Genomic DNA, 26739 nt, shown 5'->3' with positions numbered 1-26739 from the left:
CTGGCCTCCCGAGCGCTGATCGAACGTGATCAGCCCATCCAATCGGCAGGGCCACCCTGCACGCCAACCCGGTGATCATTTCCGGTCACAGCACTAGCGGCCCGAGCGCCGCCACGGCCCGCAGGGCAGGCAGCGCCGACGCCACCGGATCGGCCGACGCCCGCGCGGTGGTGGCGATGCCGATGACGTCGTCCCGGTCGTGCAGGTGGGCGACGTCCGTGACGAGAGACCCGCTCAGCCCGAACCGCCGGAACTGCCACAGCGCGTCCGTCGCGCCGGTGAAGTCGTCGGCCACGAAGGCGACGAGCGTCACGACGGCACCGCCCCACCGCACCGGAACGCCGCCGCGCGCGACGCCACGCCGGCCCGCCCTGACGCGACCCTCACCGTGCCACCGCCCCGCCGAAGTGCTCCAGCGCCCTGGCCAGTTCCGGCGAGTCCACCTCGGACAGCGGCACGCCCGCGACCGTCGCCGCCCAGGCCTGCCGGATGCTCGTGATCCCGGCCGCCGGACCGTCCGGGTGGCCGAGCACACCGCCGCCGGCCAGCACCAGCAGGTCGTCCGTCCCCGTCCGCTCCAGCGTGACCGGCGCGGTCCCCGCCCACTGCGCCGACGACAGCACCGGCAGGCAGGGGAAGCCGCCGAGCAGCGGCGTGCGCACGGCGGCGACCATCGCCGCCACGTCGTCGTCCGTGACGTAGAACTTGCTGTGGAACCCCCCGCAGTGCAGGTGGTCGATCCCCGTGAGCCGGGCCAGCTTCTGGTACGCCAGGTGCCCGATTCCCAGCCCCGCGTGCCTGGCCAGCGCCCCGATGCCGGTGACGTGCGCGTGGATGGGCACCCTGGCGTGCCGGCGCAGCATGGCCACGGCGGGGAAGCCGACGACGTTGAGGTTGACCATGACGCAGGTCCCGCCTGCGGCCACGACCAGGTCGTGGTTGCGCACCATGCGGTCGGGCTCGTCGCTGATGTTGAAGGCGTACATCGGCCGCCGCCCCGTACGCCGCTCCACCTCGTCGAGCGCGCCCGTCACGGCCCTGATGCGCTGTGGCAGGGGCGCGGGCGGGCAGTCGGCGTTCACCTCGTCGTCCTTGATGAAGTCGGCCCCGGCCAGCCCGAGCTCCAGCACCAGGTCCACGTAGTCGGACGGGCGCAGGCCGACGTTGGGCTTGACGATCGTGCCGATCAGCACCCCGGACGGCCGCCCGACGAGCCGCCGGGTGCCCGCCACGGCGAACCCCGCCGGCAGGTACGCCTGCCCGAACGCGGCAGGCAGCTCCAGGTCCACCAGCTTGAGCCCGGCCAGCTCGCGCAGCTCGTAGAGGTTGCCCGCGACCACGGGGAAGAGGTTGGTCAGGGACGGCCCGGTGTTGTCCAGCGGGAAGCCGATGCGGACGAGGGCGGCGTGCAGCGGTTTGTCGCCGCGTGCCCCCGGCAGGGCCTCGGTGATCGGTGCGGGGATCTCGGTCATGTCGAGCACGACCGCGCTGTGCCGGGCGCGCAGCTCGTCGGTCTCGCCGGCGACGCTGACGAACGTGCCGGTGCTCTGCTCGCCCGCGATCGCGCTCACGGCCTGCTCCAGGGGAAGGCGAGTCACCACCTGGTACGTGGCCACGGTCAGCTCGCGGCCGGAGTCCTGGTTCACCGCCGGCTCACGCATGCAGCTCCTTCGCCAGGTGCTCCATGGCCAGCGGCGGGCTGGCCAGGACCGGGACGGGCACCGGGACCGTCCCGGCCACCCGCGCCATCGACGCCTGGGCCAGCACGACCACGTCCACCTGCCCGCCCAGCTCGCTCAGCGCCTCGGCCACGCGGGCGTCGTGGGTGGCGGCGTCGCCGCTCATCAGCGCCTCGAACGCGCCCTCGCACAGCCGGGCCTCCAGCGAGATCCCGGCCCCGGCCGCGAGGGCGCGCCGCCGTACGAGGTCGGCGGTGGGTTCCAGGGTGGTGGACAGGGTGGCGAGCACGCCGATGCGGCGGCCGGGCGCGACCGCGCGGTCGGCCATCGGCCGGTCCACGCGGAGCACCGGCACGCCGGTCAGCGGCTCGGACGCCTCCACGGCCGGGCCGATCGAGGAGCAGGTGACGAGGATGTGGGAGGCGCCGGCGGCCTCCGCCGAGCCGATGTGGCCGGCGACGCGGCGGGCCGTCTCGGGGGTGAGGCGGCCGGCGGCGATGGTGTTCTTGATCAGGCTGTCGTCGACGATGTTGAACGTCTCGACGCCGGGCAGGTGTCTCGCGCACAGCTCGGCGAACACCGGCACCAGCGTGGCCGAGGTGTGGACGAGTCCGAGTGTTGCCGTCAAGGCCGCTCCATCCGGGGGTGGGTGAACAGGTCGTGCCAGACCTGGAAGTGGTCGTCGCTGGCCTGCCCGGCGGCGTCCGCGTCGCCGGCCAGCAGCGCCTCGTACAGGGGCCGGTGGGCGGCCACCGACACCTCCTTGTCGCGGGGGTGGGTCTTGAGCCGGTCGCGGCGCTGGCGTACGGCGCGGAAGAGCACGCCGGTCATCGCGTCGGCGAAGAAGGTGAGCGCGGGGTTGCCGGTGGCGTGCAGCAGCGCCTGGTGGAAGGCGAAGTCGGCGTGGTCGATGTCCTCGGCGCCGGCGGCGGCCTCCATGTCGGCCAGGGCCTTGCCGACGTGGGCGATGGCGACCGGGTCGCCCCTGCGCGCGGCTTCCCTGGCGGCCTGGCGTTCGAGCGCGACGCGTACGGAGTGCAGGGACTCGATGGTCAGGTGGCTGGCCGACAGGGCGAGGTCGAGCGCGGTCTCCAGCCCTTGGGGGTCGAGCCGCTGGACGTACGTGCCGGAGCCCTGGCGCCTGCTCAGCACGCCGAAGGCGTCGAGCAGCCGCAGGCGGTCGCGCAGCGCGGTGCGGCTGACGCCGAGGCGTTCGGCCAGCTCCCGCTCGGGCGGCAGCCTGGCGCCCTCGCCGAGCTCCCTGATCAGCCCGGACAGGGCGGCGGAGACGGGATCGACGGTGATCACCTCAATTGGTCGTACCATTTGCTCGAATGGTACGACCAAAGTGCGCCAATGTCACTTCATCAGATGAAAATCCAACTTCATCTGATGAAGGTCTATGAAAACGGGCGCGCGCGGGATAGCGTGCGGAGCCGTGGCAACTGATCCCCAGAGGGACTCGGCCAGGAACGTCCAGGTCGTGCACGCCCTCGGCGCCCGCATCGTCGGCGGCTCGCTGGCCCCCGGCACGTCCATCCCCATCGAGGAGGAGCTCGTCGGCGAGCTCGGCGTGGGCCGCTCCGCGGTGCGGGAGGGCGTCAAGGTGCTGGCCGGCAAGGGCCTGCTGGAGACCAGGAGGAGCGCGGGCACGATCGTGCGCCCCCGCGAGTCCTGGAACCTGCTCGACGCCGACGTGCTGAGCTGGCGCTTCGAGCCCGAGCCCCGGCCTGAGGACATCAGGGTGCTGGCCGACCTGCGGGTCGCGCTGGAGCCCGGCGCGGCCAGGGTGGCGGCCGAGCGGGCCGACGCGGCGGCCGTGCGGCGCATCGACGAGGCCCTGGCCGCGCTGTACGCCACGGCCGACGACCCCGAGCCGTTCATCGAGGCCGACCTGGCCTTCCACCAGGCGGTGTTCGCCGCCGCCGACAACGACCTGCTGCTCTACGTCTACGACATGATCAGCATCGCCCTGCGGTCCGTGCGCCAGGTGCACACCCGCTCGGTGGCGCACAACAAGGAAACGCTGCCCGGCCACGAACGCGTGGCCCAGGCGATCAGGCGCCGGCACCACCGCAAGGCCGAGGAGGCCATGCGTACGGTGGTCGAAGTGGCCCGCGCAGACGCCGAGCAGCACGTACGTCTCTGCTGTTAGCTGGAAAGGCTCCCCTTGGACGTCCTCCTCGAGGTCGATGGCCCCGTGGCCGTCGTCATCCTCAACAGACCCGCCAAGCTGAACGCGATCACCCCCGACATGGCCGCCGCGCTGCGTGCCTGCCTGAGCCGGGTGGACGCCGACCCCGACCTCCGCGTGGCCGTGCTGACCGGCGCCGGCGAGCGCTCGTTCTGCGTGGGCAGCGACATCCGCGAGCTCGACGAGTACGCCACGCCGTGGGAGTTCCGCAACCGCGGCGACTACGGCGACGCCGTCCGTGCCCTGCGCAAGCCGATCATCGCGGCCGTCAACGGCTACGCCTACGGCGGCGGCCTGGAGCTGGCCATGGCCTGCGACATCCGGCTCGCCGCAGAGACGGCGACGTTCGCGGCGCCGGAGATCAAGCTGGGCTGGATCGGCGGCAGCGGCCAGTCGGCGCTGCTGGCCCACGCCGTCGGCCCGAGCAACGCGGCCACCATGCTGCTCACCGGCGACCCCGTAGACGCCGCCCGCGCCCAGGCGTGGGGGCTGGTCACCGACGTTCACGCGCCCGACCAGCTCATGAAGGCGGCCAGGACGCTGGCGCACACCATCGCCAAGCGCCCGCCGATCGCCGCCCAGACCGCCAAGGCCAACCTCAAGGCCGCCTACTCGATGCCGCTCGACCAGGCCATCCAGTACGAGCGCGACCTGCAGACCGTCTGCTTCGCCACCGCCGACGCGGCCGAGGGCAGGGCCGCCTTCGCCGCCCGCCGCGAGCCCGTCTTCGAAGGGCGATGACCATGGGAGTGCTCGACGGCTACCGCGTCGTGGACCTGTCCATCGCGATGGCGGGCCCGCTGGCCGCCATGCGGCTGGGCGACCTGGGCGCGGACGTGGTCAAGGTGGAGCCGGTGACCGGCGAGTGGCAGCGGCACGCCCCGGCGGGCGGCGCCAACGGCAACCGGGTCAACGCCTCGTTCCTGTCGCTGAACCGCAACAAGCGCAGCCTCGCCGTGAACCTCAAGTCCGACGAGGGCCGCGAGATCGTGCACAGGCTGGCGGCGACGGCCGACGTGTTCCTGCAGAACTACCGGCCCGGCGTGGCCGAGCGGCTCGGCATGGACTACGGCACGATCAGCGGGCTGAACCCGTCCATCGTGTACGTCTCCATGTCCGGCTACGGCGAGACCGGCCCGTACATCTCCCGTCCAGGCCAGGACCTGCTGCTGCAGGCCATGAGCGGCGCCATGCTGAGCACCGGCCGCGAGGGCGACCCGCCCGCGCCCGCCGGCTCGTACGCGATCGACGCCATCACCGCCTACAGCGCGTTCGAGGGCGCGCTGGCCGCGTTGCTGCACCGCGAGCGCACCGGCGAGGGCCAGCGGGTGAGCGTGAACATGCTGGACGCGGCCGTCGCCGTGCAGATGCAGGAGCTGTCGATCTTCACGGTCGGCAAGGTGCCGCAGCGGCGCGGGCGCGAGCCGCACGGCCACACCTACATCCGCGCCCCGTACGGCGTCTTCGCCACCAAGGACGGGTTCATCGCGCTCGGCATGCCCCGCCTGGACGGGCTGGCCGTGGCGCTGGACCTGCCGGAGCTGGCCGCGATGGACGGCGACGCCGACGGCCACACGCGGCGCGACGAGATCACCGCGCTGGTGGCCGGCCGCCTGCCCGAGCGCACCACGGACGAGTGGCTGGAGATCCTGTCCCGCCACGACCTGTGGGCGGGCCCGGTGTACGGCTACGCGGACCTGGTGAAGGATCCGCAGGTCGAGCACAACGGCTCGTTCGTCACCTACGAGCACCGCACCGAGGGCACGGTCACCACGCCCGGCTTCCCGTACCGGTTCAGCGCCACCCCGCCCGGGGTGCGCAGGGGCGCGCCGCTGGTGGGCGAGCACACCAGGGAGCTGCTCGAAGAGCTCGGGTACTCCGCCGAGCGCACGGCCGAGCTGGCGGCGGAGGGCGTGCTGGCATGCGAGGACTGACCTGGGACCATCCGCGCGGGTACGCGCCGCTGGACGAGCTGACGCGGCTCGACCTGGCGGGGGCGAACCCGTACGGGGCGGTGCCGGAGCCGATCACCTGGGATCGGCAGCCGCTCGAAGGCTTCGAGTCGGAGCCGATCGCGAAGCTGTGCCGGACGTACGACGTGATGGTGATCGATCACCCTGGGCTGGGCGCGGCGACGGACGCGCTGGTGCCGATGGAGGAGCTGTTCGAGCCGGAGGACCTGGCCGGGCTGCGGTTCGCGGGCCGCTCGCTGGACAGTTACCGGCTGGACGGGCGGCAGTGGGCGCTGCCGCTGGACGCCGCCACGCAGGTGGCCGCCGCCCGGCCGGGCGTGCGCGTGCCGTCGTCGTGGCCCGGGGTCCGCGAGGCGGCGCGGTCGGGGCGGATGGCGCTGTGCCTCGGCGGGCCGCACGCCTTCCTCATGTTCTGCGCGGTGACGTGCGGGGACTTCCTCGACGAGGAGGCCGGGCAGCGGGCGCTGGAGCTGATGGCGGAGCTGCTCGCCCTGGCCGACCCGGCGGTGTCGCTGCGCAACCCGATCGGGGTGCTGGACGCGATGGCGGCCGGCGAGGTGGACTGGTGCCCGCTGCTGTACGGGTACGTCACCTATCCGCTCACCTTCGGCGACGCGCCCGCCTGGCCCGGACGGGCGCCGGGCAGCGTGCTCGGCGGCACCGGGCTGGTGGTCTCGCGGCGCCGCATCGGCGAGATCCGCGAGGCGGTGCGGGCGCACCTGCTGCGGCTGACGTCCGCGCCGGTGCAGGGCACCCTCTTCCCGGCCACGGGCGGACAGCCGGCCGCGCGGGCCGTATGGGACACCCCGGGCTTCTACCGCGACACGCTCGCCACCATGGAGGCCGCCTGGGTCAGGCCGCGCTTCCCCGGCTACATCGCCTTGCAGGAGCGGTCGTCCGCGCTGATCCGCGAGGGCCTGCTCGCCGGAACGCCCGCCCGCGACCTGCTCAAGACCCTGCACGAGGAATGGAGGACAGCATGACCACGGCGACCACGGCGCTCGTCACAGGCGCCGCCGGGGCGCTCGGCCGCGCGATCGTGCGCCGCCTGGCCGCCGACGGCCACCGGGTGGCGGCACTCGACGTCGACGCGGGCGGCCTGGAGGGCGCGCTCAACCTGAAGACCGACCTGCGCGACCCGGCGGCGATCGAGGCCGCGTTCGAGGAGACGGCCGCGCGGCTCGGCCCGGTCGGCGTCCTCGTCAACAACGCCGCCGTCTACCCGGCCCGCCCGTTCCTGGAGGTGCCGCTGGACGAGTACGACCACGTGATCGCGGTCAACCAGCGCGCCTACTGGCTGTGCGCGCAGCACGCGGCCCGCCAGATGGCGGAGCTGGGCGGCGGCGCGATCGTCAACGTCGCCTCGATCACCATGCACGGCGGCTGGTCCGACCTGGCCGCGTACGTGTCCACGAAGGGCGCGGCGGCGGCGTTCACCAGGGCGCTGGCCCGCGAGCTCGGCCCCGGGGAGATCCGGGTCAACTGCGTCTCGCCCGGCGCGTTCCCGACGGCCGCCGAGGAGATCCACGAGGACCTGGAGGCGTACAACCGGATGGTGCTGGAGCGGCAGGCGCTGCAGCGGCGCGGCACGCCCGACGAGCTGGCCGCCGTGGTGTCGTTCCTGACCGGCCCCGACGCCTCGTTCGTCACGGGCCAGACCATCGAAGTCAACGGAGGGTGGGTGATGGCATGATGCCGGACCGCAGGCGGCTGGCCGAGCTGACGGGTGACCTGAGCGCGGCCGGCGGGGTCCGCCTGGTCACGCTGGGCGACGGCGTGGAGCGCGGGATCAGGGCGCTGGAGTTCCGAACCGGCTCGGGGCTGGCGTTCGAGGTGCTGGTCGACCGGTGCATGGACCTCGGGCACGCCGAGCACGCGGGGCGCGCGTTCGGCTGGCGCTCCCCCACCGGGTTCCGCCATCCGGGGCTGCACGAGCACAACGACGAGGACGGGCTGTCGTGGCTGCGCTCGTTCTCCGGGCTGATCGTGACGGCCGGGCTGGACCACACGCTGTTCGGCGGGGACGTGCCGGCCGACGCGTACCGGTATCCGCCGCGCGAGTCCGTACGGCACGGGCTGCACGGCCGCGCCGGCAACCTGCCCGCCAGGCTGACCGGCTACGGCGAGCGGTGGGACGGCGAGCGGTGCGTGCTGTGGGCCGAGGGCGAGGTGCGGCAGGCGGCGGTCTTCGCCGAGAACCTGCGGCTGGTGCGGCGGATCGAGGCCGACCTGGGCGGCGACGAGATCCGGCTGGTCGACACGGTGACGAACGCGGGGTTCGAGCCGACGCCGCACATGTACCTCTACCACATCAACCTGGGCTGGCCGCTGCTCGACGAGGGCGCCAGGTTGGAGGCCGACATCCGGGAGACGCTGTGGCAGAGCGACAGCGTGGCCGAGCAGAAGGCCGACCACCTCACGTTCCCGGGGCCGGTGCCGGGGTTCGTGGAGCAGGTGTACGAGCACGCGCTCGTCCCCCGGCCCGACGGGCTGCACCGGGTGGCCGTGGCCAACGACCGCCTGGGCATGCGGGTGGCCGTGGAGTGGCGGGCGGCGGAGTTCCCGTACTTCTTCGAGTGGCTGAACCTGCGCTCGGGCAACTACGCGGTGGGGCTGGAGCCGTCCACGCACCACGTGTCCGGCGACGCCGCGGCCCGGCAGGACGGCAGCATGATCTGGCTCGGGCCGCAGGAGTCGCGCACGTACCACACGACGTTCAGGGTGGAGAGCGCCACCTAGAGCTTGTACGCGCGCCGGGCCGTGCCGGCGAAGACCTCCGCCCGCTCGCTCTCCGACAGCCCGGCGCACAGCTCGTCCGCGGCCGAGACGACCTGGTCGTACCCGGCCGCGAGCAGGCACACCGGCCAGTCGGAGCCGAACATGACCCGCTCGGGGCCGAACGCCTCCAGCACCGTCTCGGCGTACGGCCGCAGGTCGGACGTGCGCCACGAATCCCAGTCGGCCTCGGTGACCATCCCCGACAGCTTGCAGAAGACGTTGGGCCGCGCGGCCAGCTCCAGGATCCGGCCGCGCCACGGCTCCAGCTCCCCCGCGGCGATCGGCGGCTTGGACAGGTGGTCGAGCACGAACGTCAGCTCCGGCAGCGCGCTCACCGTGTCGATGGCGGCCTGGAGCTGGTGGGGCAGCGTCAGCAGGTCGTAGGCCAGCCCCGCGTCCGCCACGGCGGCCAGCCCCCTGCGCACGTCGGGCCGGTTGAGCCAGGCGGGGTCGGCCTCGGACTGCACGCCGTGACGCACGCCCACCAGCCCCTCCGGCAGGGCGGCCAGCGTGTCGGAGGCGCCGGGCTCGGTCAGGTCGATCCATCCGACGACTCCCGACACAAGTCTTGACTCTGCGGCGAGCGTCAGGAAGTCTCTGGTCTCGTCGAGATCGGGCAGCACCTGCACCAGCACGGTCGCGGTCACACCGGTGGCGGCAGCATTCCCGGCGAGGTCATCAAGGGTGAACGTGCGGCGTACCGGGGCCATCTTGGCGGCGTCGAGCCAGGCGTGGGAGCGGGCGGACAGGTCCCAGACGTGGTGGTGGGCATCGATGCGATTCACGACAGACATCCTATGTATGCGACAGGAGTGATCAACAGTGACCAGCAATGGATACACGCGGCGCGGAGTGCTCGCCACCGGGTTAGGTGCGGCGGCCGGGTCCCTGATCGTGAGCGGTGCCGACGCCCTCCCGGCATGGGCTGACGACAGGCAGGCCGATGCGCTGAAGCTCTGGTACACCCGCCCGGCCGAGGTGTGGCTGGAGGCGCTGCCGGTCGGCTGCGGGCGGCTGGGCGCGATGGTGTTCGGCGGCGTGGCCACCGAACGGCTGCAGCTCAACGAGGACAGCATCTGGGCCGGCGGGCCGCACAACTACGACAACCCGGGCGCCCTGGAGGCGCTGCCGGAGATCAGGCGGCTGGTCTGGGAGGACAAGTGGCAGGCCGCCCAGAACCTGGCGGACGAGAAGCTGCTCGGCACGCCCAGCGAACAGGCGTGGTACCAGGTGCTCGGCGACCTCACGCTGAGCTATCCCGGCTCGGCCGAGTTCACCGACTACCGGCGCGAGCTCGACCTGACCAGCGCCGTCACCAGCGTGCGGTTCACCCGTGACGGCGTGCGGCACGAGCGCGAGGTCTTCGCCAGCAACCCCGACCAGGTCATCGTGCTGCGGCACACCGCGGACCGGCGTGGCTCGATCTCGTTCACGGCGGCCTTCTCCAGCCCGCAGCAGTCCAGTTCGGTAGGCGCCGGGCGGGCCACGATCGCGTTGAACGGCGTCAGCGGCCAGACCGAGGGCATGCCGGGAGAGGTGCGCTTCCAGGCGCTGGCCAGGGCCGAGGCCAAGGGCGGCACCGTGCGCGTGGACGGCGGCACGCTGGTCGTCGAGGGCGCGGACGAGGTCACGCTGCTGATCTCCATGGGCAGCAGCTACCGCAGCTACCAGGACGTCGGCGGCGATCCGGCACAGGTCGCGGGCCTGCATCTGACGAAGGCGGGCGGGCGGCCGTACGAGGTGCTGCGGCGCAGGCACGTCCAGGACTACCAGCGGCTGTTCGGCAGGGTCTCGATCGACCTGGGCACCTCGGAGGCGGCGGCGCTGCCCACGGACGAGCGCATCCAGCGCAAGCAGCTCGACACGGACCCGCAGCTCGCCGCCCTGTACTTCCAGTACGGCCGGTACCTGCTGATCTCCTGCTCGCGCGCCCCCGGCTACGCCGCCAACCTCCAGGGCATCTGGAACGACTCCATGGAACCGGCGTGGCAGTCGAAGTACACCATCAACATCAACTGCCAGATGAACTACTGGCCCGCCGCGCCCGGCAACCTCGTCGAGTGCATGGACCCGCTCTTCGACCTGATCAAGGACCTGTCGGAGACCGGCGCCCGCACGGCCAGGGACACCTACGGGGCGCCCGGCTGGGTCGCCCACCACAACACCGACGGCTGGCGCGGCACCGCGCCCGTGGACTTCGCCTTCTACGGCGTGTGGCCGACCGGCGGGGCGTGGTTGTGCCTGACTCTCTGGGAGCACTACCAGTACACCGGGGACGAGCGGCGGCTGCGCGAGCACTTCCCGCTGATCAAGGGCTCGGTGGAGTACTTCCTGGCCACCCTGCAGACCGACCCCCGCACCGGCTACCTGGTCACCAACCCGTCGCACTCCCCCGAGGTCGGCCACCACGAGGACAACGGCGAGAACGTCTCCATCTGCGCGGGGCCCACCATGGACATGCAGATCCTGCGGGACCTGTTCACCGCCTTCGAGCAGGCGTCGGAGCTGCTCGGCGTCGAGGAGGGCATGCGGGCCCAGGCCGCGGCGGCCCGCTCGCGGCTGGTGCCCAACCAGGTGGGGCATCTCGGGCAGATCCAGGAGTGGCAGGAGGACTACCGGGGCGACGCGGCGCTGTCGCGCAGCCGGCACATCTCCCACCTGTGGGGCCTGTTCCCCAGCCACCAGATCGACCCCCGCCTGACTCCCGACCTGGCCGCCGCTGCCCGGCGCACGCTGGAACTGCGGGGCGAGGCGGGGGCCGGGTGGTCGCTGGCCTGGAAGATCAACTTCTGGGCGCGGCTGCTGGACGCCCCCGAGGCTTACAAGCGGCTGAGCAACCTGCTGGTGCCCGCGCGTACCGCGCCGAACATGTTCGACCTGCACCCGCCGTTCCAGATCGACGGCAACTTCGGCGGCACCTCGGGCATCACGGAGATGCTGCTACAGAGCCACGGGGACCAGGTGCACCTGCTGCCCGTCCTGCCCGCCGCGTGGCCCGCGGGGTCGTACCGGGGGCTGCTGGCGCGGGGCGGGTTCGAGGTGGACGTGTCGTGGGACGGCGGCGCGCTCCGGCGCGGTCGCGTCCGCTCGCGGCTGGGGCGCAAGCTGACGCTCCGCACCGCCGGGCCGGTCACCGTCACGGAACGCGGCCGGCCGGTCCGGGTCGAGCGGCCGGAGCCTGGCGTGGTCGTCCTCGACACCCGCCGGGGCGCGACGTACGAGGTGACGCCGTCGGCCTGACGTGACCCGGGGTTCCGCCGCACGCCCGCACGCCCGTGCTGAGCACGGGCCACGTTGCGGCGCACCCCACCGCACCTCGCCGCCTGCGCACCACGGCCCCGCTTCTTCCCCGAAGACCCCAGCCGGAGGACGGCGGGGAAGAGGCGGACGGTGGCGGGCCGGGTGACGGGCCGGGGCTCGGGCCGCGCGGGCCGGAGGCCGGGTCTCGTGCACCGTAGGCCGGGTCGCGTGCGCCGGAGGCCGGGTGACGGGCCGTGGGCCGGGTCGCGTGGGCCGGAGGCCGGGTCAGGCGGGCCGGGGGGCGCGGGGCCGGGTGCGGGAGGCCTCGCCGCGGGCGTGGGCGGCGAAGAGGCGGGCGGCCTCGTCCGGGTCGCCCGACGCGAGCGCCGCCACCAGGTCGTCATGGTGACCCGCCATGGCCGACCAGTCACCGGCGTAGAGCGGGTTGCCGACCACGTGCAGGCTCCACAGGTTCGACTCGATCGTCCGCCACAACCGCAGCAGGAAGGAGTTGCCGCACGCCGCGCACACCCGGCGATGGAAGGCGAGGTCCGCGTCGCGGAAGGCGCCGATGTCGCCGTCGCGGGCCGCCTGGCGCATGGCCAGCACGTCGGCCGAGAGCTGCCGCAACGTGTCGGGCTGGATGCGGACGGCGGCGCCGCGTGCGGCATACTCCTCCAGCAACACCCTGATGTCGCGCACCTCCCGGGCCTGCTCGTCCGAGATCTCCGCGACGTAGCTGCCCCGGTTGGGATAGGAGATGACCAGCCCCTCGTGCGCCAACCGTTTGATCGCCTCCCGGGCAGGGGCCTGGCTCGTGCCGACCCGCCGCGCGATCTCCGCTTCGACCAGCCGCTGCCCGGCCACCAGTTCGCCCGAGACGATCCAGCCGCGCAGCAGCGCGTAGACGCGGTCCGACAGCAGCTCCCTGGGCAGCACCCGGGCCGCGTCCGGCGCGATCTGCTGCTCCTGCCAGATGCGGGCCACCGTCGACTGCGACAGCCCGAGCTGGGCGGCCATCGTCCGGGTGGACGGCACGGCGCCGCCCCCGGCCGCGGCGGCGATCACCCGCTCGGCCTCCTGCCGTTCGGCGCTGCGCGGCCGCCCCGGCCTGGGCGCGTCGGCCAGGCCGTCGAGGCCGCGTTCGACGAAGCGGGCGCGCCACTTCGCCACGGTCGCCGGGCTCACCGACAGCCTGCTCGCGATGTCCTTGCGGGGCAGCCCCTCGGCGCACGCCAGCACGATGCGGCTGCGCAGTGCCAGCCCGCCGCCGCCGTCGGGCTTGCTCCCGGCCCACTCGCGCAGGGTGGCGAGCTCCTCCGCCCCCAATACCAGTCGTTTGTCGTCCTCGTGTCCTGCCACGCCGCAACCTTAACGTATTTATGACTCAGCTACCCGCAGGACACGTATTTGTAGCGTCACGTTTGCCCTTGACGGGCCCATGTGACCAACGTATTAAATAATCGCTAATCGAGTACGACCCATTAAAAGGCGTCGCAGATCTCGCCCCCTTGGAGGTGCGATGCGTTCCCCCCGTCCATCCCTCGCCCTTTCAGCCCTCGGCTGCCTGCTCCTCGTCACCGGCTGCGGTGGGGGCGGCTTCGCCGGCGAGTCCCAGGCACAGCAGAGCGAGGGCGGCCCGGTCACCGTCCGGATGCTGGTCAACATCAGCCCGAACCTCACCCAGACGTACTGGGACGGCCTGGTCAAGCCGTTCGAGCAGGCCAACCCCGGCATCGACGTCAAGATCGAGGCGCCGACCGGCAAGGGCGTGGCCGACACGCTGCCGCAGCAGCTCGCGGCCGGCAACGCGCCCGACGTGGTGGAGACGCTGATGGCGGACGAGACGCTAGCCAAGCAGATGCTCGACCTCACCGACCAGCCGTGGGCCAAGGACACCCCGCTGGCCGAGCAGGCCAAGCTGGGCGGCAAGCTCTACCAGGTCGGCGTCGGCGTGCAGGCCCAGTCGCTGGTCTTCTACAACAAGGCCGCCTTCGACAAGGCGGGCATCGAGCAGCCGCCGCAGACGTTCGACGAGCTCGAGAGCGCGATGGGCGAGCTGAAGAAGGCCGGCTACCTGCCGCTGCAGACCGGCGGCGACTTCCTGACCGGCCTGCAGCTCCTCCAGCTCTCCAACCCCAGCCGCGCCCAGACGCACCCCACCTGGCAGCAGGACGTCAAGGCGGGCAAGACCAAGGCGGGCGAGTCGCTGCTGCCCTACCTGGAGCGCTACCAGGGCTGGATCGACAAGGGGTACGTGGACAAGAACGCCCTCGGCCTGAAGTACGCCGACGCCGAGACCCAGTTCCTGTCCGGCAAGTCCGCCATGTACGTCATGGGGAGCTGGTTCACCGCCACCGAGGCCAAGGCGAAGAAGGACTTCGAGGTCGGCGTCTTCCCCGCCCCGGTGGACAAGGGCCAGGCCTACCCCGGCCCGCAGGGCGCCACGCTCGCGGCCCCGTACATGATCCTCAAGTCCACCCCGAGCAAGGACGCGGCGCTCAAGCTGGTCCAGTGGCTGGTCACCGACCCGGCGGCGGTCAAGAGCCAGCTCGCGCAGGACGGCAACTTCCGCACCGGCGTGCAGCGCGAGTTCACCCCGCTGGAGAAGCAGGTGCAGGAGATCCTCGACCAGGCCCCTTCCGGGGTGCCGCAGGGTGAGGGTTACGGCGACGCCACCCTGCCCAAGGGCTTCAACTCCGCGTGGAACACCGAGGTCCAGGGCCTGTACGTGGGCAAGTCGCCCAAGGAGGTCGCCGAGGGCGTGGACCGCTGGCTGGCCGGACGCTCATGACGCTCACCCGAGAGCAGGCACCACCGGTCGTCGTGAAGGCGCCCGTCCAGAAGCGCAGAAGGCACGATGGGCTGGCCACCACCCTCATGGTGGCCCCGGCCACGATCCTCTACACCGTGATGCTGATCGTCCCCGTCGGCCTGGCCTTCTACCTGAGCCTGACCGACTGGGACGGCTTCAGCGCCGACCCCGCCTTCGTCGGCGCCGCCAACTACCTCGACCTGCTGGACGACCCCGAGCTGCAGCGCGCCTCCCTGGTCACGCTGCTGGTCGCGGCGGCCGGCACCGCCGGGCTGAACCTGCTCGGCCTCGGCTTCGCCCTCCTGGTCAACGGCGCCTCCAGGGCCAACACGTTCTTCCGGATCGTGCTGTTCTACCCGCACGTGCTCAGCGCCCTGGTGGTCGGCTTCCTCTGGTCGGCCATCCTGGGCACCAGCGGCGCGGTCAACAACCTGGTCACGACCTGGGGCGGCGAGGTCATCCCGTTCCTGTCGGACCCGACCTGGGCCACGGTCACCATGATCGCGGTGCTGGTGTGGGCCGGGTTCGGCGTCAACGTGGTGCTGTACCTGGCGGGCCTGCAGGCGGTGCCGCACTCGCTGATCGAGGCGGCCCGCATCGACGGGGCCACCCGCTGGCAGGTGTTCAGGAACGTGACGCTGCCCGCGCTGGGCCCGTCGGTGACGGTGAACATCGTGCTGTCGCTGGTGACGCTGCTCAAGACGTACGACCTGGTGGTCTCGCTGACGGCGGGCGGCCCGGCCGGCCAGACGCAGACCGTCGCCTACCTCATCCTGTGGAACTCCTTCCACGACGCCCGCCTCGGCTTCGGCTCCGCGCAGTCGGTGCTGCTCATGCTGGTGACGGCGGCGCTGGCGTTCGTGGTGACCAAGCTGCGCAGGCGCGGCGAGCTGGCGGTGCACCAATGACGAAGAAGACCTTCCTGTGGGCCACCGTCGCCTTCATGCTGATCCCCCTGTACGTGCTGACCGTCAACGCGTTCAAGGGCCAGCAGGACATCCTGTCCAACCCGTTCGGCCTGGGCGGGCTGACCCTGGAACCGCTCGGCAGGGCGCTGACGAACCCGAACTTCAACGTGTTCAAGGGCTACGCGATCACGCTGCTGTTCGTGGTGGCCGTCAACGTGCTGTCGGTGGGCCTGGCCGCCCCCGCGGCGTACGTGATCGCGCGCAGCCCGAAGCGCCGCTTCCGCGTCCTCATGCTGTTCTTCCTGGCCGGCACGTTCATCCCCGGCCAGGTGCTGGTCATCCCCGTCGTGTACGTGCTCAAGACGCTCGGCCTGATGGGCACCATCCGCGGGTTCGTGCTGTTCGAGACCACGCTCACGCTACCGTTCTCGATCTTCCTGTACGCGGGCTACATCGCCACCATCCCGGCCGTGCTCGACCAGGCGGCGGCCGTCGACGGGGCGGGCAGGCTGCGCACGTTCTGGCAGATCGTCTTCCCGCTGATGCGGCCCGCGGTCGCCACGATGGTCATCCTCAACACCTTCTCGGTGTGGAACGACTTCGTGAACCCGCAGATCATCCTGGGCCCCGGCAGCGGTCTCTACACGGTCACCACCGGCGTGTACGCGGCGGTCAGCCAGTACTCCACCGACTACACGGTGGTCTTCCCGACGCTGCTGCTGGCCATCGCGCCCCTGCTGATCTTCTTCGTCTTCATGCAACGGCACATCATCAGCGGCCTCACGGCAGGAGCAACGAAAGGGTGAACATGCGCGAGATCAGAGCGACGGTGCCACTCGGCGAGCCGCCGGCGTGGGCGGTGCTGGAGCGCAGGCTGTTCGACGCCCTCGACGAGGCGTGGCGCGGCTTCGCCGCCCGCTACTGCGGGCCCGACGGCCGGCTGGTCTACCACGGCCCGGCAGCGGACCGGGACGGGGCCGACGACTTCTACGAGGCGTTCTTCAACTGGCCGACGCTCTACCAGCTCGGCGGCGCCGACGACCTGCTCGACGCCGCCAAGCACCACTGGGAGGGCGTCACCACGCAGCTCACCGAGCTGGGCTACCTGGTGGAGGAGTACGAGCGCGGCTACGACTGGTTCCACCAGGGCGAGTCGATGCTGCTGTTCTACGGCATCTGCGCGGCCGACCCGCGCGACGAGCGCTTCCGCGAGCGGGCCCGCCGCTTCGCCGACCTGTACCTGCCCGGCTCGGCCAACTACGACGCCGAGCACGACATCATCCGCGCCCCGCACAACGGCGCCGTCGGCCCCCGCTACGGCCTGCAGTGGGAGTGGGCCTCCTACCACACGGACCTGACCAGCATGCGGCCGTTCGGCCTGCCGCTGCGCGACCTGCCCGGCATCGAGCGCTGGGAGGACCTGGGCGACCCGAGCAACGCCGCCCGGATGGGCGCGGCGATGAGCGAGCGCATCGGCCGCGGCGACGTGGCCGTCAACCTGGCCGCGACCAGCCTGGCCGTCAACGCCTGGCTGTACGACGGCGACGACCGCTACCGCGACTGGGCGCTGCGCTACATCGGCGCCTGGCAGCGCAGGGCCGAGGCCAACAACGGCATCATCCCGGACAACGTGGGCCCGTCGGGCGTGGTCGGCGAGCTGCACGGAGGCCGCTGGTACGGCGGCAACTACGGCTGGCAGTGGCCGCACGGCCTCTACAGCATGGGCGCCGCCGCCGCGATCGCCGCGGTCAACGCGTACCTGCTGACCGGGGACGACACCGCGCTCGCCATCGGCCGCGGCCCCCTCGAGACCGTGTACGGGCGCGCCGTCCAGGCCGCCGTCACCGAGACCGAGATGAGCATCAGCGACCGCTGGCTGGCGGAGCTGGGCGACGAGGCCGGCAAGCCCACCATGCTGGTGCCGAACCGGCACGACGACAGCGGCTGGTTCGACTTCCAGCCGCCGCAGCTCGGCCTGCCGGTCTGGCTCTGGCACGTGTCGCAGGGCCGGGGCGACGCGGACCGGCTCGACCGGCTGCGCAAGGCGTCCGGCTACGACTGGGCGACGGTGCGGCCGTTCCGCAACAAGGAGGAGGCCGGGCACGAGGCGCCGTGGCTGGAGTTCCTGCGCGGCGCCAACCCCGGCTTCCCCGAGCAGATGCTCACCACTGCTCTCGGGCAGGTGCAGCGCCGCATGGCGCTCATCGACGCCGACGAGGCGGACCTGGCCACCGTGCACGTGCACCACTGGCAGCGGCTCAACCCCGTGCTCACCGAGGCGCTGCTGCAGCTCGTCACCGGCACCCCGCAGGTGCTCTACAACGGCGGCCTGCTGCCGACGCGGCTGGCCTACTTCGACGCCGACCGCGCCCGCCCCGGGCTGCCCCGCGACGTGGCCGCGCTGGTCGACTCCGTACGCCCCGACGGCGCCCGCGTCGAGCTGGTCAACCTGAGCCTCACCCACCCGCGGCGCGTCGTGGTGCAGGCCGGCCAGTTCGGCGAGCACCGCATCGACACCGCGACGTTCACCCGCGCCGCCGCCGCGGACTACCCCGGCGACCCGCGCGCCTACACCTCACCCCCCATCCACGAAACCGGGCAGGAGGTGACGGTGGACGGCCCCCGCCTGCTCGTGGAGCTGCCGCCCGGCCGCCGCATCCGGCTCGACCTGCACACGACCGCGCGCGTCCGCACGCCGTCGCACCAGCACTACTGAGGAGTTACATGGACGACGCCATCTGGGATCTGCCTGTACGCGGGAAGCTGCCCGCCGCGCCCGATCCCGCCCTCGTGGAGGGGCTGTCCCGGATCAGCTCGGCCACCGCCTGCGCCAAGCTGCACGCGCAGGGCATCCGGCGGACCTTCGTCGAGGGGCCGCGTCCCATCGCGCCGGGGCAGAAGATCGCCGGCCGGGTCCGCACGCTGCAGTTCATGCCGCAGCGCGAGGACATCGCCTCCGGCCTCGGCCAGGAGTACGTCGAGCGGCACACGGCCCTGTGGCACGTGCTGGAGGAGATCGAGCCCGGCGACGTGCTCGTCGTGCAGGCGTACGGCAGCGCGTACACCGGCTGCTTCGGCGACATGCTGGTGCGCTACTTCAAGCGCAAGGGCGGCGCCGGCATCGTGGTCGACGGCCGGATCAGGGACCTGCCCCGGGTGAGCGGCATCGGCCTGCCGATCTGGTCCACCGGCGCCACCCCGCACTACGCCTCGCAGGCGGAGCTGTTCCCCTGGGCGTACGACGTGCCGGTGGCCGTCGGCGGCGCGCTCGCGCTGCCCGGCGACCTGTGCGTGGCCGACGACGACGGCGCCGTGGTGGTGCCGCTGCGCCGGGCCGGCCAGGTGCTCGAAGCCGCCGCCGACCACGAGCAGTGGGAGCGCTACAGCCGCGCCCGCATTGAGGAGGGCGGGGCGCTTTCCGACTACTACCCACTCACCCCCGAGACCCGCGCCGAGTACGAGCGGTGGCGGGACGTTAAGGAGAGCCAGTGATACTCAGGTCCGTGGGCGCGATCGTCTTACTCGTGGGCGGCTTGACCACCCCCGCGCCGGCGACGGCGGCCAGACCGAACTGCGACTACTACGTATCCACCCAGGGCAGCGACCGGGGCGACGGCAGCGCCCGCAGCCCGTGGAAGAGCATCGAGCAGGCCCGCGACGCCCTCCGGGCGAAGAAGGGCAGGCAGAGCTGCGACATCGTCGTCAACGTCAAGGCCGGCGACTACGTCGTGGACAGGACCATCGAGTTCACCGAGGCCGACTCGGGCAGGGACGGCCACAGGATCACCTATCGCAGTGCGGACGGCCCGGGCAAGGCCCGCCTGCTGGGTGCCAAGCCGGTGACGGGATGGCAGCTCTACAAGGACAACATTTACAAGACCAAGGTCGATCGTACCTTCTACACGCTGTTCGAGGACGGCAAACGCGCCACGACCGCCCGCTACCCCAACCGGACCAGCGACGACCTGTGGTCGCCCTACCTGTTCTCGGTGCTCGGGGAGCCGGAGAAGGAGGCGGTGCGCCAGTGGCTGTACTTCAAGCCCGAGGACGTGCCCAAGGAGTGGGACGCCGACTTCGACAAGAACTCGCAGATCGTCGTCTGGTCCGGCGGCTCGTGGAGCTGGTTCACCGACACGGTGCCGCTGGGCGGGGCCGACTTCCGCAAGAACTTCTTCACGCTCAACCACTGGGCCCGCTACTCGTTCGTCAACAGCCGCAGCGGCTCGCGCTACTTCCTGCAGAACACGCTGCGCTTCCTCGACCAGCCCGGTGAGTACTACTTCGACTTCGCCAACAGCGAGGTCTACTACTGGCCCAAGGGCTCGATCGACAAGGTCATGGCCCCGACCGTCAAGACCATCCTCTCGCTCAAGGGCAGCAGCCCGCAGGCGCGGGTGCAGAACCTGTCCTTCGACGGCCTGGCCCTGCAGTACAGCGACTTCGTGGACTGGTACCGGGCCGGCTGGATCAGCGAGGGCGACTCGGGCTACGAGCACAAGTACCCCGTCTACGACCGGCAGATCGAGATGCCGCGCAACCGGTTCGGCATGATCACGCTGGAGAACACCCGCGACATCGACCTGACCAGGCTGCACGTCTCCGACAGCGGCTTCATGGGCGTCTACCTGCTGTTCGCCAACGAGCGGGTCAAGGTGTCGGACAGCCTGCTGGAGAACATCGGCGCCGACGGCATCAAGGTCGAGGGCGGCTACCCCGGCGAGGGCGACATCTCCGGCCACCACACGATCACGAACAACTACATCTACCACGTCGGCGAGCTGGTGCCCGGCGACGCGGCCGGCATCGAGCTGCTGAGCACGGGCAACAACACCGTCAGCAACATCAACGTCAAGCACAGCGCGCGGTACGGCATCAGCCTGGAGGTCCGCCCGGAGATCAAGCCGGAGGACAACTACGCCCGCAACAACACCTTCTCCTACATCAAGCTGGAGGAGACCGGCCTGGACAGCGGTGACATGGGCGCCTTCTACACCTACGGCGTCAGCAACGTCGAGCCGCACCCCATGGACAACCACGTCAAGCAGATGGTGATCACGGACGTCGTCAACGACCCCGCCGGCGCGATGCCGGACAGCGGCACCCGCGGCGTGCACATGGACGCCGGCGGCTGCGGCTTCACCTTCGACAACATCGAGGTCGGCAAGGTCAGCGACGACAAGTACCAGAGCTACCAGTGCAACCAGGTGACCAACGCCAACTGGGCCGAGGGGTTCGACGCCTCGAAGATGGAGTACGACAAGATCGGCGTGACCAGCGCGTTCCCGTACCCGATCCCCGGGGCCGCGCAGTGAAGGCGGTGATCACGGTGGCGGTGACCCTCGGCGCGCTCCTCGTCGCCCCCACTGCCTCCGCCCAAGCGCCGTGCGAGCCGATCGACTTCTACGTCGCCCCGAACGGCGCCGACCGGGGCCCCGGCAACAGCGCCCAGCGGCCGTGGAAGACCATCGAGCACGCCCGCGACCAGATCAGGGCCGTCAGGCACCAGAGCTGCGACATCGTCGTCAACGTCAAGGCCGGCGACTACGTCGTCGACAAGACCATCGAGTTCACCGAGGCCGACTCCGGCAAGAACGGCCACCGGATCGTCTACCGCAGCGTGGACGGCCCCGGCAAGGCCCGCCTGCTGGGCGCGCGGCCGGTGACCGGGTGGGAGAGGTACAAGGACAACATCTACAAGACGAAGGTCGACCGCGCCTTCTACACGCTGTTCGAGGACGGCAAGCGGGCCACCACCGCCCGCTACCCCAACCGCCGCTCCGACGACGTGTGGGCGCCCTACCTGACCTCGGTGCTGAAGGAGCCGGAGAAGGAGGCGGTCTACCAGTGGCTGTACTCCAAGCCCGGTGACTGGGACAAGAGCTGGAACCTCGACAACGCGCAGGTCATGGTCTGGTCGGGCGGCTCGTGGAGCTGGTTCACCGACACCGTGCCGATCCAGAACCCGTCGTGGGACGACAACCAGCTCACCCTCGAACACTGGACGCGCTACGCCCTGGTCAACAGCCGCGGCGGCTCGCGCTACTTCCTGCAGAACTCGCTGGACTTCCTCGACCAGCCCGGCGAGTACTACTTCGACTTCGACAACAGCGAGGTCTACTACTGGCCGAAGGCGTCGATCGACAAGGTGATGGCGCCGTCGGTGAAGACGATCCTGTCGCTGAAGGGCAGCACGCCGGACAAGCGGGTGCGGAACCTGTCCTTCGACGGGCTGGCCCTGCAGTACAGCGACTTCGTGAGCTGGTACCGCAACGGCTGGATCAGCGCGGGCGACGCCGGTGAGCCGCACAGGTACCCCGAGTACGACCGGCAGATCGAGATGCCGCGCAACCGCTTCGGCGCGGTGACGCTCACCAACACCAGCGGCATCGACCTGACCAGGCTGCACCTGTCGGACACCGGGTTCACCGGGTTCTACCTGCTGTTCGCCAACGATCACGTACGGATCTCCGACAGCCTCCTGGAGAACATCGGAGCCGACGGGATCAAGGTCGAGGGCCCGTACCCGGGCGAGGGCGACGTCGCCGGGCAGAACGTGTTCACCAACAACTACATCCATCACATCGGCGAGCTGGTGCCCGGGGACGCGTCCGGGGTCGAGCTCATGAACACCGGGAACAACGAGGTCAGCCACACCGTCGTCAAGCACAGCGCCCGGTACGGGGTGAGCCTCGAGGTCCGGCCCGAGGTGAAGGACGGCGACGGGTACGCGCACGGGAACGTGTTCAAGTACCTGCGGCTGGAGGAGACGGGGCTGGACAGCGGCGACATGGGCGCCTTCTACACCTACGGCGTCTCCAACCTCGACCCGCACGAGATCACCAACCACGTCTCCCAGGTCGTCATCGGGGACGTCATCCCCGACGCGTCCATGCCCGACAGCGGGACCCGCGGGGTGCACATGGACGCCGGCGGCTGCGGCTTCGCCTTCGACAACATCGAGGTGGGCAAGACGACCGACCAGTCCTACCAGAGCTACCAGTGCAACGAGGTGACGAACGCCAACTGGGTTGACGGGTTCGACGCCTCGAAGATGGAGTACGACAAGATCGGGGTGACGAGCGCGTTCCCGTACCCGATCCCGAGCTAGCCGGCGGGGGCGCCGGGCCAGGCCGGCCCGGCGCCCCGTCCGACCGGCGACCCCCCACAGGACCGGCTTCCTGGAGCGCCCGTGAACGACCTGACGCAGCACGGCATTCCCACGACACCCGGCGGCTCATCCTCCGCGCCCCGCGCACGGAGGCGGCACAGCAGCCTCACCGCACAGCCTGACGGCCCCACCGCACAGCCTGACCACCCCACCACACAGCCTGACCACCCCACCACACAGCCTGACCACCCCACCGCACAGCCTGACCGCCCCATCGCGCGGCTCGGTGGCCCCACCCCGCGGCTCGGTGGTCCCGAGGCGCGGCTTGGTGGTCTTGCGGTGACGCGGCGGGGATTTCTCGCGCTCGGAGCCGCGGCCACCGCCGCCTTCGCCCTCGACGACCTCTCCCCCTCCCCCGCCGTCGCGGCCTCCGCGCCGCCCTCGGCCGCCTGGTTCGCCCGGCCGCGCCGCGAGGTGCGCCCGATGGTGCGCTGGTGGTGGCCCGACGCCCACGTCGATCCCGAGGAGATCCGGCGCGAGGTGGACCAGCTCGCCGACGCCGGCTTCGGCGGCGCGGAGATCGCGGCCGTGCACCACAGCATCCGCGACAAGTCCGTGCTCGACCCGGCCGGTCACGGCTGGGGCACCCCCGCCTGGAACGCCGCCGTCGAGGCCGCGCTCGACCAGGCGGCCGAGCGCGGGATCACCATCGACCTCACGATCGGCCCCGCCTGGCCGGCCGCCGTCCCCACCATCACGCCCGGCAGCGCGGCGGCGGCCAAGGAACTGGCCCACGGTTCCGTCACCGTCCCCGCCGCAACCACCTACTCCGGCCCGGTGCCACCACCCGCCGTCGCCCCAGCCGCCCGCACCACCGAGACACCGGCCACCGTCCCCACCGGCCTCCGCACCACCGGGACCTCGGGCACCCTCGCCCCAGCCGCCGAGGCGCCGGCCACCGGCGCCGACCGGTCCGGCGGTGAGCTGCTGTTCGTCCAGGCGGCCAGGGTCGACCCCGCCCACTCGACCCGCGACGAGACCGGCCTCGACCCCACCTCCCTCCAGGCCATCACCGTCACGGACGAGCAGACGATCACCTGGACCGCCCCCGCCGACGGCGACTGGCTGCTCATCTCCTACTGGCAGCGCGGCTCCGGCCAGCGCCCCGAGTCGGGCCCGCACACCGCCCCCGAGGCGTACGTCGTGGACCACTTCAGCCGCGCCGGCACCCAGGCGGTGATCGACTACTGGGAGTCGGCGCTGCTCACCCCCGCCATCCGCAAGCTGCTCAAGCGCGCAGGCGGAGCGCTGTTCGAGGACTCCATCGAGATCGAGACCGACGCCCTGCCGTGGACGCCGGACCTGCCCGCCGAGTTCGAGCGGCGGCGCGGCTACCCGCTGGCGTCCATCCTGCCGGTGGTCGTGCTCGCGAACGAGGACCCGGTCTTCGCCTTCGACCCCGCCCGCACCCGGCACGCCCGCAAGGACTACTGGGACACGGTGTCCGAGCTGTTCAACGAGCATCACTTCACCGCGCTGCGCGACTGGGCGCACTCGATCGGCCTGCGGTTGCGGGCGCAGCCGTACGGGCTGCAGACGGACGCCATCGAGGCCGCGGCGATCCTCGACGTGCCGGAAGGGGAGTCGCTGGGGTTCAAGAACCTGGACGACTACCGCTGCCTGGCCGGAGGCCGGGACATGGCCGGGCGGGAGGTGCTGTCCTGCGAGGCGGGGGCGTACCAGGGCGGGGCGTACACGACGACGTGGAAGAAGCTGTTGCGCACGATGGGCGGGGCGTACGCGGCCGGCCTCAACCAGACAGTCCTGCACGGCTTCTCGTACGCGGAGGCGCCCGGCGCCGCATGGCCGGGGTTCGCGGCGTTCACGCCGTACAACGGGACGGTGGGCTATGCGGAATCGTGGGGGCCGCGCCAGCCCACCTGGGACCACATCAGCGACATATCCACATACTTCGCGCGGATTCACTTGATCATGCGACAAGGGCTGCCTCGCGCTGATGTGGCGGTGTTCCGGCAGACCGGTTACACCAAGACCGGCATCGGGGCCTCCTGGTTCACCGCGAGCGGCGTCCCGAGCGGCTGGACTCACCAGTTCGTCAGCGGCCCGCTGCTCGACCTGCCCGCCGCGCGGGTCTCGGACGGGCGGCTGGGCCGGCCCGCGTACAAGGCGCTGTTCGTCGAGGGCGACAAGTTCTACGCGGGCGAGTGCACGATGACCGTCGGCGTGGCGCGGCGCCTGCTGGAGTACGCCGACGCCGGCCTGCCCATCGTCCTGCTCGGCGACTGGCGCAACGCCTCGGTGCCGGGCATCCCGCGAGACGGCGACCGGCGCAGCACCGCAGAGCCGGGCGGCACGCTGGACGGCGAGAACGAACGGCTCCGCGCGATCCTGTCGGACCTGCTCGCGCGGCCCACCACGCGGATGGTCGCGTCCGCCGCGGACGTGTCCGCCGCGCTCGCCGCCCTCGGCGTCCACCCCGACGTCCGGTACGCGACCCCGTCCACGCTGCTCACCATGCGCCGCGTGGACGGCGACGTGGACTACTACTACCTGTGCAACGGCAAGCACCAGGAGAACGCCAAACCGCCCGTGACCGCGATCGACCACGAGGTCACGCTGGCCCGCAGCAACCGGGACAGCGTCCCGTATCTGCTCGACCCGTGGACGGGCCGCGCCTCGCGCATCGCCCGGTACGTGGCGGACGACGACGGCATCCGCCTGCGCGTGACCCTGCAGCCGGGCCAGGCCAGGATCGTGGCCCTCGGCCGGCCCGGCCTGTTCGGCGACCGCACGGGACGGCGCGCGCACGCCACCAGCACGGACGCCGACCTGGTGCGGTACAGCGAGGGCCGCCTGGTCGTGCGGGCCGCCAAGGCGGGCGTCTACACCACCACCCTCTCCGACGGCCGCACGCTCACCGCCGAGATCGGCCCCGTCCCCGCACCCGTCGAGCTCAACGCCTGGCGCCTCCGGGTGGAGGGCCGGGGCCCGGCGCCGGCCGCGCACTCCCTGCGGCTCGACCGGCTCGCGCCCTGGCCGGAGATCCCCGAGCTGGCCGATGTGTCCGGCGTCGGGACGTACACGACCACCGTCGAGTCGGACGGTCCCGCCTATCTGGAGCTGGGCGAGGTGAGCGACACCTGCCGGGTGAGCGTCAACGGCCGGCGCCTGGGTCCGGTGGACCAGATCCACCCCGTCCTCGATCTCGGCCCGCACCTCAGACGCGGGTCGAACACCATCCAGGTGGAGGTGGCGACGCCGCTGGGCAACCTGCTCAGGGTGGCGGACCCGGCCGTGTACGGCGGGCTGGCGCGGCAGCCGTACGGGCTGGTCGGGCCCGTCAGGCTGGTCCCGTACGGCGAGGCGCCGCTCCGGTAGCCCCCTGGCCGGCGACGTACCTGTCGAAGAAGGAGAAGGTGCGTCGCCAGGCGTCGTCCGCCGCCGGTCGGACCAGGCCGTGACGGAGCGGGAACAGTGCGAGGTTCGCGATCGGGTGGTGCCCGTCGGTCATGAAGGAATGGCCGGCCTCCTGGTAGATCGTGACGTCGTGGTCGATGCCGAGTGCCCGCAGGTGCTCCCGCAGCCGGGCACCGTGCGCGCGGAAGCCCTGGTCGCGGCCGCCGTAGGAGGCCACGACCGGGCACACGGAGGCCAGCTCTGCCTCGCGGCGCGGAGCCGCGCTGGTGGAGGGCCTTGGCCAGGCACTTGACTCTGGAGCCGTGGCTGTAGAGATCGGGCAGCACTGCCGCGTACCCGTGTTCGGCGAACGACCGCGCCACATCCAGCATGTCTGGTTCGACGCCATAGATCTCGTGCACGACCACGACTCCGGGCCAGCCGGAGGCGGGTGCGGTCCCCTCTGGCAGCGCCAGCGCCGCAGCCAGCGAACCGCCGTCCGGCAACGGAATGCGCACGTTTCGCATCAGTCAGCATCACTCCTTCGCGGCCTCTGCGGCCCTGAACGCTCTTGACCTCGTCCTCTGGCGTCTGAATGCCCGCGGCTGCAAGCGGCCGCAACGGCAC

22 protein-coding genes and 1 pseudogene are annotated in these 26739 nt (G+C 71.7%); 15 read left to right on the top strand and 8 right to left on the bottom strand.

Features of this window, described 5'->3' with window-relative positions:
* Positions 1 to 85 precede the first annotated feature (85 nt).
* From AB0I79_RS13725 to AB0I79_RS13710, 4 genes are all read right to left on the bottom strand, one after another.
* The gene (locus AB0I79_RS13725; RefSeq protein WP_357871602.1) at positions 86 to 313 is read right to left on the bottom strand and encodes a four-carbon acid sugar kinase family protein; all 228 of its coding nucleotides are present in this window, start codon (positions 311 to 313) and stop codon (positions 86 to 88) included.
* A gap of 70 nt (positions 314 to 383) precedes the next feature.
* Positions 384 to 1661, bottom strand: a complete 1278-nt coding sequence (locus AB0I79_RS13720; RefSeq protein ID WP_357871599.1) for a RuBisCO large subunit C-terminal-like domain-containing protein — start codon at positions 1659 to 1661, stop codon at positions 384 to 386.
* A complete protein-coding gene (locus tag AB0I79_RS13715) occupies positions 1654 to 2307 on the bottom strand; it encodes an aspartate/glutamate racemase family protein (protein ID WP_357871596.1) in 654 nt (217 codons plus the stop codon). The genes AB0I79_RS13720 and AB0I79_RS13715 overlap by 8 nt, the downstream gene beginning before the upstream one ends.
* Positions 2304 to 3005: an FCD domain-containing protein gene (locus AB0I79_RS13710; protein WP_357871593.1), complete on the bottom strand. Its 702-nt coding sequence runs from the start codon at positions 3003 to 3005 to the stop codon at positions 2304 to 2306. The genes AB0I79_RS13715 and AB0I79_RS13710 overlap by 4 nt, the downstream gene beginning before the upstream one ends.
* Positions 3006 to 3117: 112 nt before the next feature.
* Between AB0I79_RS13710 and AB0I79_RS13705 the strand changes: the two genes are divergently transcribed.
* From AB0I79_RS13705 to AB0I79_RS13680, 6 genes are read left to right on the top strand one after another with little or no spacing between them, the layout of a single operon-like run.
* A complete protein-coding gene (locus AB0I79_RS13705; protein ID WP_357871590.1) occupies positions 3118 to 3834 on the top strand; it encodes a FadR/GntR family transcriptional regulator in 717 nt (238 codons plus the stop codon).
* 15 nt (positions 3835 to 3849) lie between these two features.
* Positions 3850 to 4614 carry an enoyl-CoA hydratase/isomerase family protein gene (locus AB0I79_RS13700; RefSeq protein WP_357871587.1) on the top strand — a complete coding sequence of 255 codons (765 nt, stop codon included), beginning with the start codon at positions 3850 to 3852 and terminating at the stop codon, positions 4612 to 4614.
* Between the two features lie 2 nt (positions 4615 to 4616).
* Complete coding sequence (locus AB0I79_RS13695; RefSeq protein ID WP_357871584.1) at positions 4617 to 5807, top strand: CoA transferase; 1191 nt, start codon at positions 4617 to 4619, stop codon at positions 5805 to 5807.
* Positions 5795 to 6829, top strand: coding sequence for a hypothetical protein (locus AB0I79_RS13690; protein WP_357871582.1), 1035 nt, complete (start codon positions 5795 to 5797; stop codon positions 6827 to 6829). Before AB0I79_RS13695 ends, AB0I79_RS13690 begins: the two co-directional genes overlap by 13 nt.
* The gene (locus tag AB0I79_RS13685) at positions 6826 to 7539 is read left to right on the top strand and encodes an SDR family oxidoreductase (protein WP_357871579.1); all 714 of its coding nucleotides are present in this window, start codon (positions 6826 to 6828) and stop codon (positions 7537 to 7539) included. Before AB0I79_RS13690 ends, AB0I79_RS13685 begins: the two co-directional genes overlap by 4 nt.
* The gene (locus AB0I79_RS13680) at positions 7536 to 8585 is read left to right on the top strand and encodes an aldose 1-epimerase family protein (RefSeq protein ID WP_357871576.1); all 1050 of its coding nucleotides are present in this window, start codon (positions 7536 to 7538) and stop codon (positions 8583 to 8585) included. The genes AB0I79_RS13685 and AB0I79_RS13680 overlap by 4 nt, the downstream gene beginning before the upstream one ends.
* Here the strand turns inward: AB0I79_RS13680 and AB0I79_RS13675 are convergent.
* Positions 8582 to 9409 (bottom strand): amidohydrolase family protein, encoded by an 828-nt coding sequence (locus tag AB0I79_RS13675; protein ID WP_357871573.1) that lies wholly within the window; start codon positions 9407 to 9409, stop codon positions 8582 to 8584. The genes AB0I79_RS13680 and AB0I79_RS13675 overlap by 4 nt on opposite strands.
* A 37-nt stretch (positions 9410 to 9446) precedes the next feature.
* Between AB0I79_RS13675 and AB0I79_RS13670 the strand changes: the two genes are divergently transcribed.
* Positions 9447 to 11864, top strand: a complete 2418-nt coding sequence (locus AB0I79_RS13670; protein ID WP_357871570.1) for a glycoside hydrolase family 95 protein — start codon at positions 9447 to 9449, stop codon at positions 11862 to 11864.
* Between the two features lie 285 nt (positions 11865 to 12149).
* Here AB0I79_RS13670 and AB0I79_RS13665 read toward each other — a convergent pair whose 3' ends face one another.
* On the bottom strand, positions 12150 to 13226 hold the full coding sequence (locus tag AB0I79_RS13665) for an FCD domain-containing protein (RefSeq protein WP_357871567.1): 1077 nt from the start codon (positions 13224 to 13226) through the stop codon (positions 12150 to 12152).
* 160 nt (positions 13227 to 13386) lie between these two features.
* On the opposite strand from AB0I79_RS13665, the gene AB0I79_RS13660 reads away from it, so the two are divergent.
* The 8 genes from AB0I79_RS13660 to AB0I79_RS13625 all read left to right on the top strand — a co-directional run bounded on the left by AB0I79_RS13660 (position 13387) and on the right by AB0I79_RS13625 (position 26094).
* Positions 13387 to 14658 carry an extracellular solute-binding protein gene (locus AB0I79_RS13660; protein WP_357871564.1) on the top strand — a complete coding sequence of 424 codons (1272 nt, stop codon included), beginning with the start codon at positions 13387 to 13389 and terminating at the stop codon, positions 14656 to 14658.
* Positions 14655 to 15587: a sugar ABC transporter permease gene (locus AB0I79_RS13655; RefSeq protein WP_357871561.1), complete on the top strand. Its 933-nt coding sequence runs from the start codon at positions 14655 to 14657 to the stop codon at positions 15585 to 15587. Before AB0I79_RS13660 ends, AB0I79_RS13655 begins: the two co-directional genes overlap by 4 nt.
* The gene (locus AB0I79_RS13650) at positions 15584 to 16393 is read left to right on the top strand and encodes a carbohydrate ABC transporter permease (protein ID WP_357871558.1); all 810 of its coding nucleotides are present in this window, start codon (positions 15584 to 15586) and stop codon (positions 16391 to 16393) included. The genes AB0I79_RS13655 and AB0I79_RS13650 overlap by 4 nt, the downstream gene beginning before the upstream one ends.
* A 2-nt stretch (positions 16394 to 16395) precedes the next feature.
* Positions 16396 to 18303: a hypothetical protein gene (locus tag AB0I79_RS13645; protein ID WP_357871555.1), complete on the top strand. Its 1908-nt coding sequence runs from the start codon at positions 16396 to 16398 to the stop codon at positions 18301 to 18303.
* A gap of 8 nt (positions 18304 to 18311) precedes the next feature.
* Positions 18312 to 19079 carry a hypothetical protein gene (locus AB0I79_RS13640; RefSeq protein WP_357871552.1) on the top strand — a complete coding sequence of 256 codons (768 nt, stop codon included), beginning with the start codon at positions 18312 to 18314 and terminating at the stop codon, positions 19077 to 19079.
* Positions 19080 to 19090: 11 nt separating this feature from the next.
* On the top strand, positions 19091 to 20899 hold the full coding sequence (locus AB0I79_RS13635; protein WP_357871550.1) for a right-handed parallel beta-helix repeat-containing protein: 1809 nt from the start codon (positions 19091 to 19093) through the stop codon (positions 20897 to 20899).
* A 5-nt stretch (positions 20900 to 20904) separates the two neighbouring features.
* Complete coding sequence (locus tag AB0I79_RS13630; RefSeq protein ID WP_357871548.1) at positions 20905 to 22695, top strand: right-handed parallel beta-helix repeat-containing protein; 1791 nt, start codon at positions 20905 to 20907, stop codon at positions 22693 to 22695.
* Between the two features lie 339 nt (positions 22696 to 23034).
* Positions 23035 to 26094, top strand: coding sequence for a glycosyl hydrolase (locus tag AB0I79_RS13625; protein ID WP_357871545.1), 3060 nt, complete (start codon positions 23035 to 23037; stop codon positions 26092 to 26094).
* Here AB0I79_RS13625 and AB0I79_RS13620 read toward each other — a convergent pair.
* On the bottom strand, positions 26057 to 26497 hold the full coding sequence (locus tag AB0I79_RS13620) for a dienelactone hydrolase family protein (RefSeq protein ID WP_357871543.1): 441 nt from the start codon (positions 26495 to 26497) through the stop codon (positions 26057 to 26059). The genes AB0I79_RS13625 and AB0I79_RS13620 overlap by 38 nt on opposite strands.
* Positions 26442 to 26639 (bottom strand): annotated as a pseudogene (locus AB0I79_RS13615) (dienelactone hydrolase family protein); the annotation flags it as partial. The gene AB0I79_RS13620 and the pseudogene AB0I79_RS13615, both read right to left, overlap by 56 nt.
* Positions 26640 to 26739 lie beyond the last annotated feature (100 nt).

The sequence above is a fragment of the Nonomuraea sp. NPDC050202 genome (assembly GCF_040656115.1).
Classification (GTDB): domain Bacteria; phylum Actinomycetota; class Actinomycetes; order Streptosporangiales; family Streptosporangiaceae; genus Nonomuraea.
Note: the sequence above shows the minus strand (reverse complement) of the source record. Positions and strands in the feature narration are given on the sequence as shown.

Excerpts from the sequence above, each read along its gene's own strand:
- AB0I79_RS13720 (WP_357871599.1), bottom strand. The coding sequence starts at position 1,661 with ATGCGTGAGCCGGCGGTGAACCAGGACTCCGGCCGCGAGCTGACCGTG.
- AB0I79_RS13710 (WP_357871593.1), bottom strand. The coding sequence starts at position 3,005 with ATGGTACGACCAATTGAGGTGATCACCGTCGATCCCGTCTCCGCCGCC.
- AB0I79_RS13695 (WP_357871584.1), top strand. The coding sequence starts at position 4,617 with ATGGGAGTGCTCGACGGCTACCGCGTCGTGGACCTGTCCATCGCGATG.
- AB0I79_RS13690 (WP_357871582.1), top strand. The coding sequence starts at position 5,795 with ATGCGAGGACTGACCTGGGACCATCCGCGCGGGTACGCGCCGCTGGAC.
- AB0I79_RS13685 (WP_357871579.1), top strand. The coding sequence starts at position 6,826 with ATGACCACGGCGACCACGGCGCTCGTCACAGGCGCCGCCGGGGCGCTC.
- AB0I79_RS13680 (WP_357871576.1), top strand. The coding sequence starts at position 7,536 with ATGATGCCGGACCGCAGGCGGCTGGCCGAGCTGACGGGTGACCTGAGC.
- AB0I79_RS13660 (WP_357871564.1), top strand. The coding sequence starts at position 13,387 with ATGCGTTCCCCCCGTCCATCCCTCGCCCTTTCAGCCCTCGGCTGCCTG.
- AB0I79_RS13655 (WP_357871561.1), top strand. The coding sequence starts at position 14,655 with ATGACGCTCACCCGAGAGCAGGCACCACCGGTCGTCGTGAAGGCGCCC.
- AB0I79_RS13650 (WP_357871558.1), top strand. The coding sequence starts at position 15,584 with ATGACGAAGAAGACCTTCCTGTGGGCCACCGTCGCCTTCATGCTGATC.
- AB0I79_RS13645 (WP_357871555.1), top strand. The coding sequence starts at position 16,396 with ATGCGCGAGATCAGAGCGACGGTGCCACTCGGCGAGCCGCCGGCGTGG.
- AB0I79_RS13640 (WP_357871552.1), top strand. The coding sequence starts at position 18,312 with ATGGACGACGCCATCTGGGATCTGCCTGTACGCGGGAAGCTGCCCGCC.
- AB0I79_RS13620 (WP_357871543.1), bottom strand. The coding sequence starts at position 26,497 with ATGTGGCGCGGTCGTTCGCCGAACACGGGTACGCGGCAGTGCTGCCCG.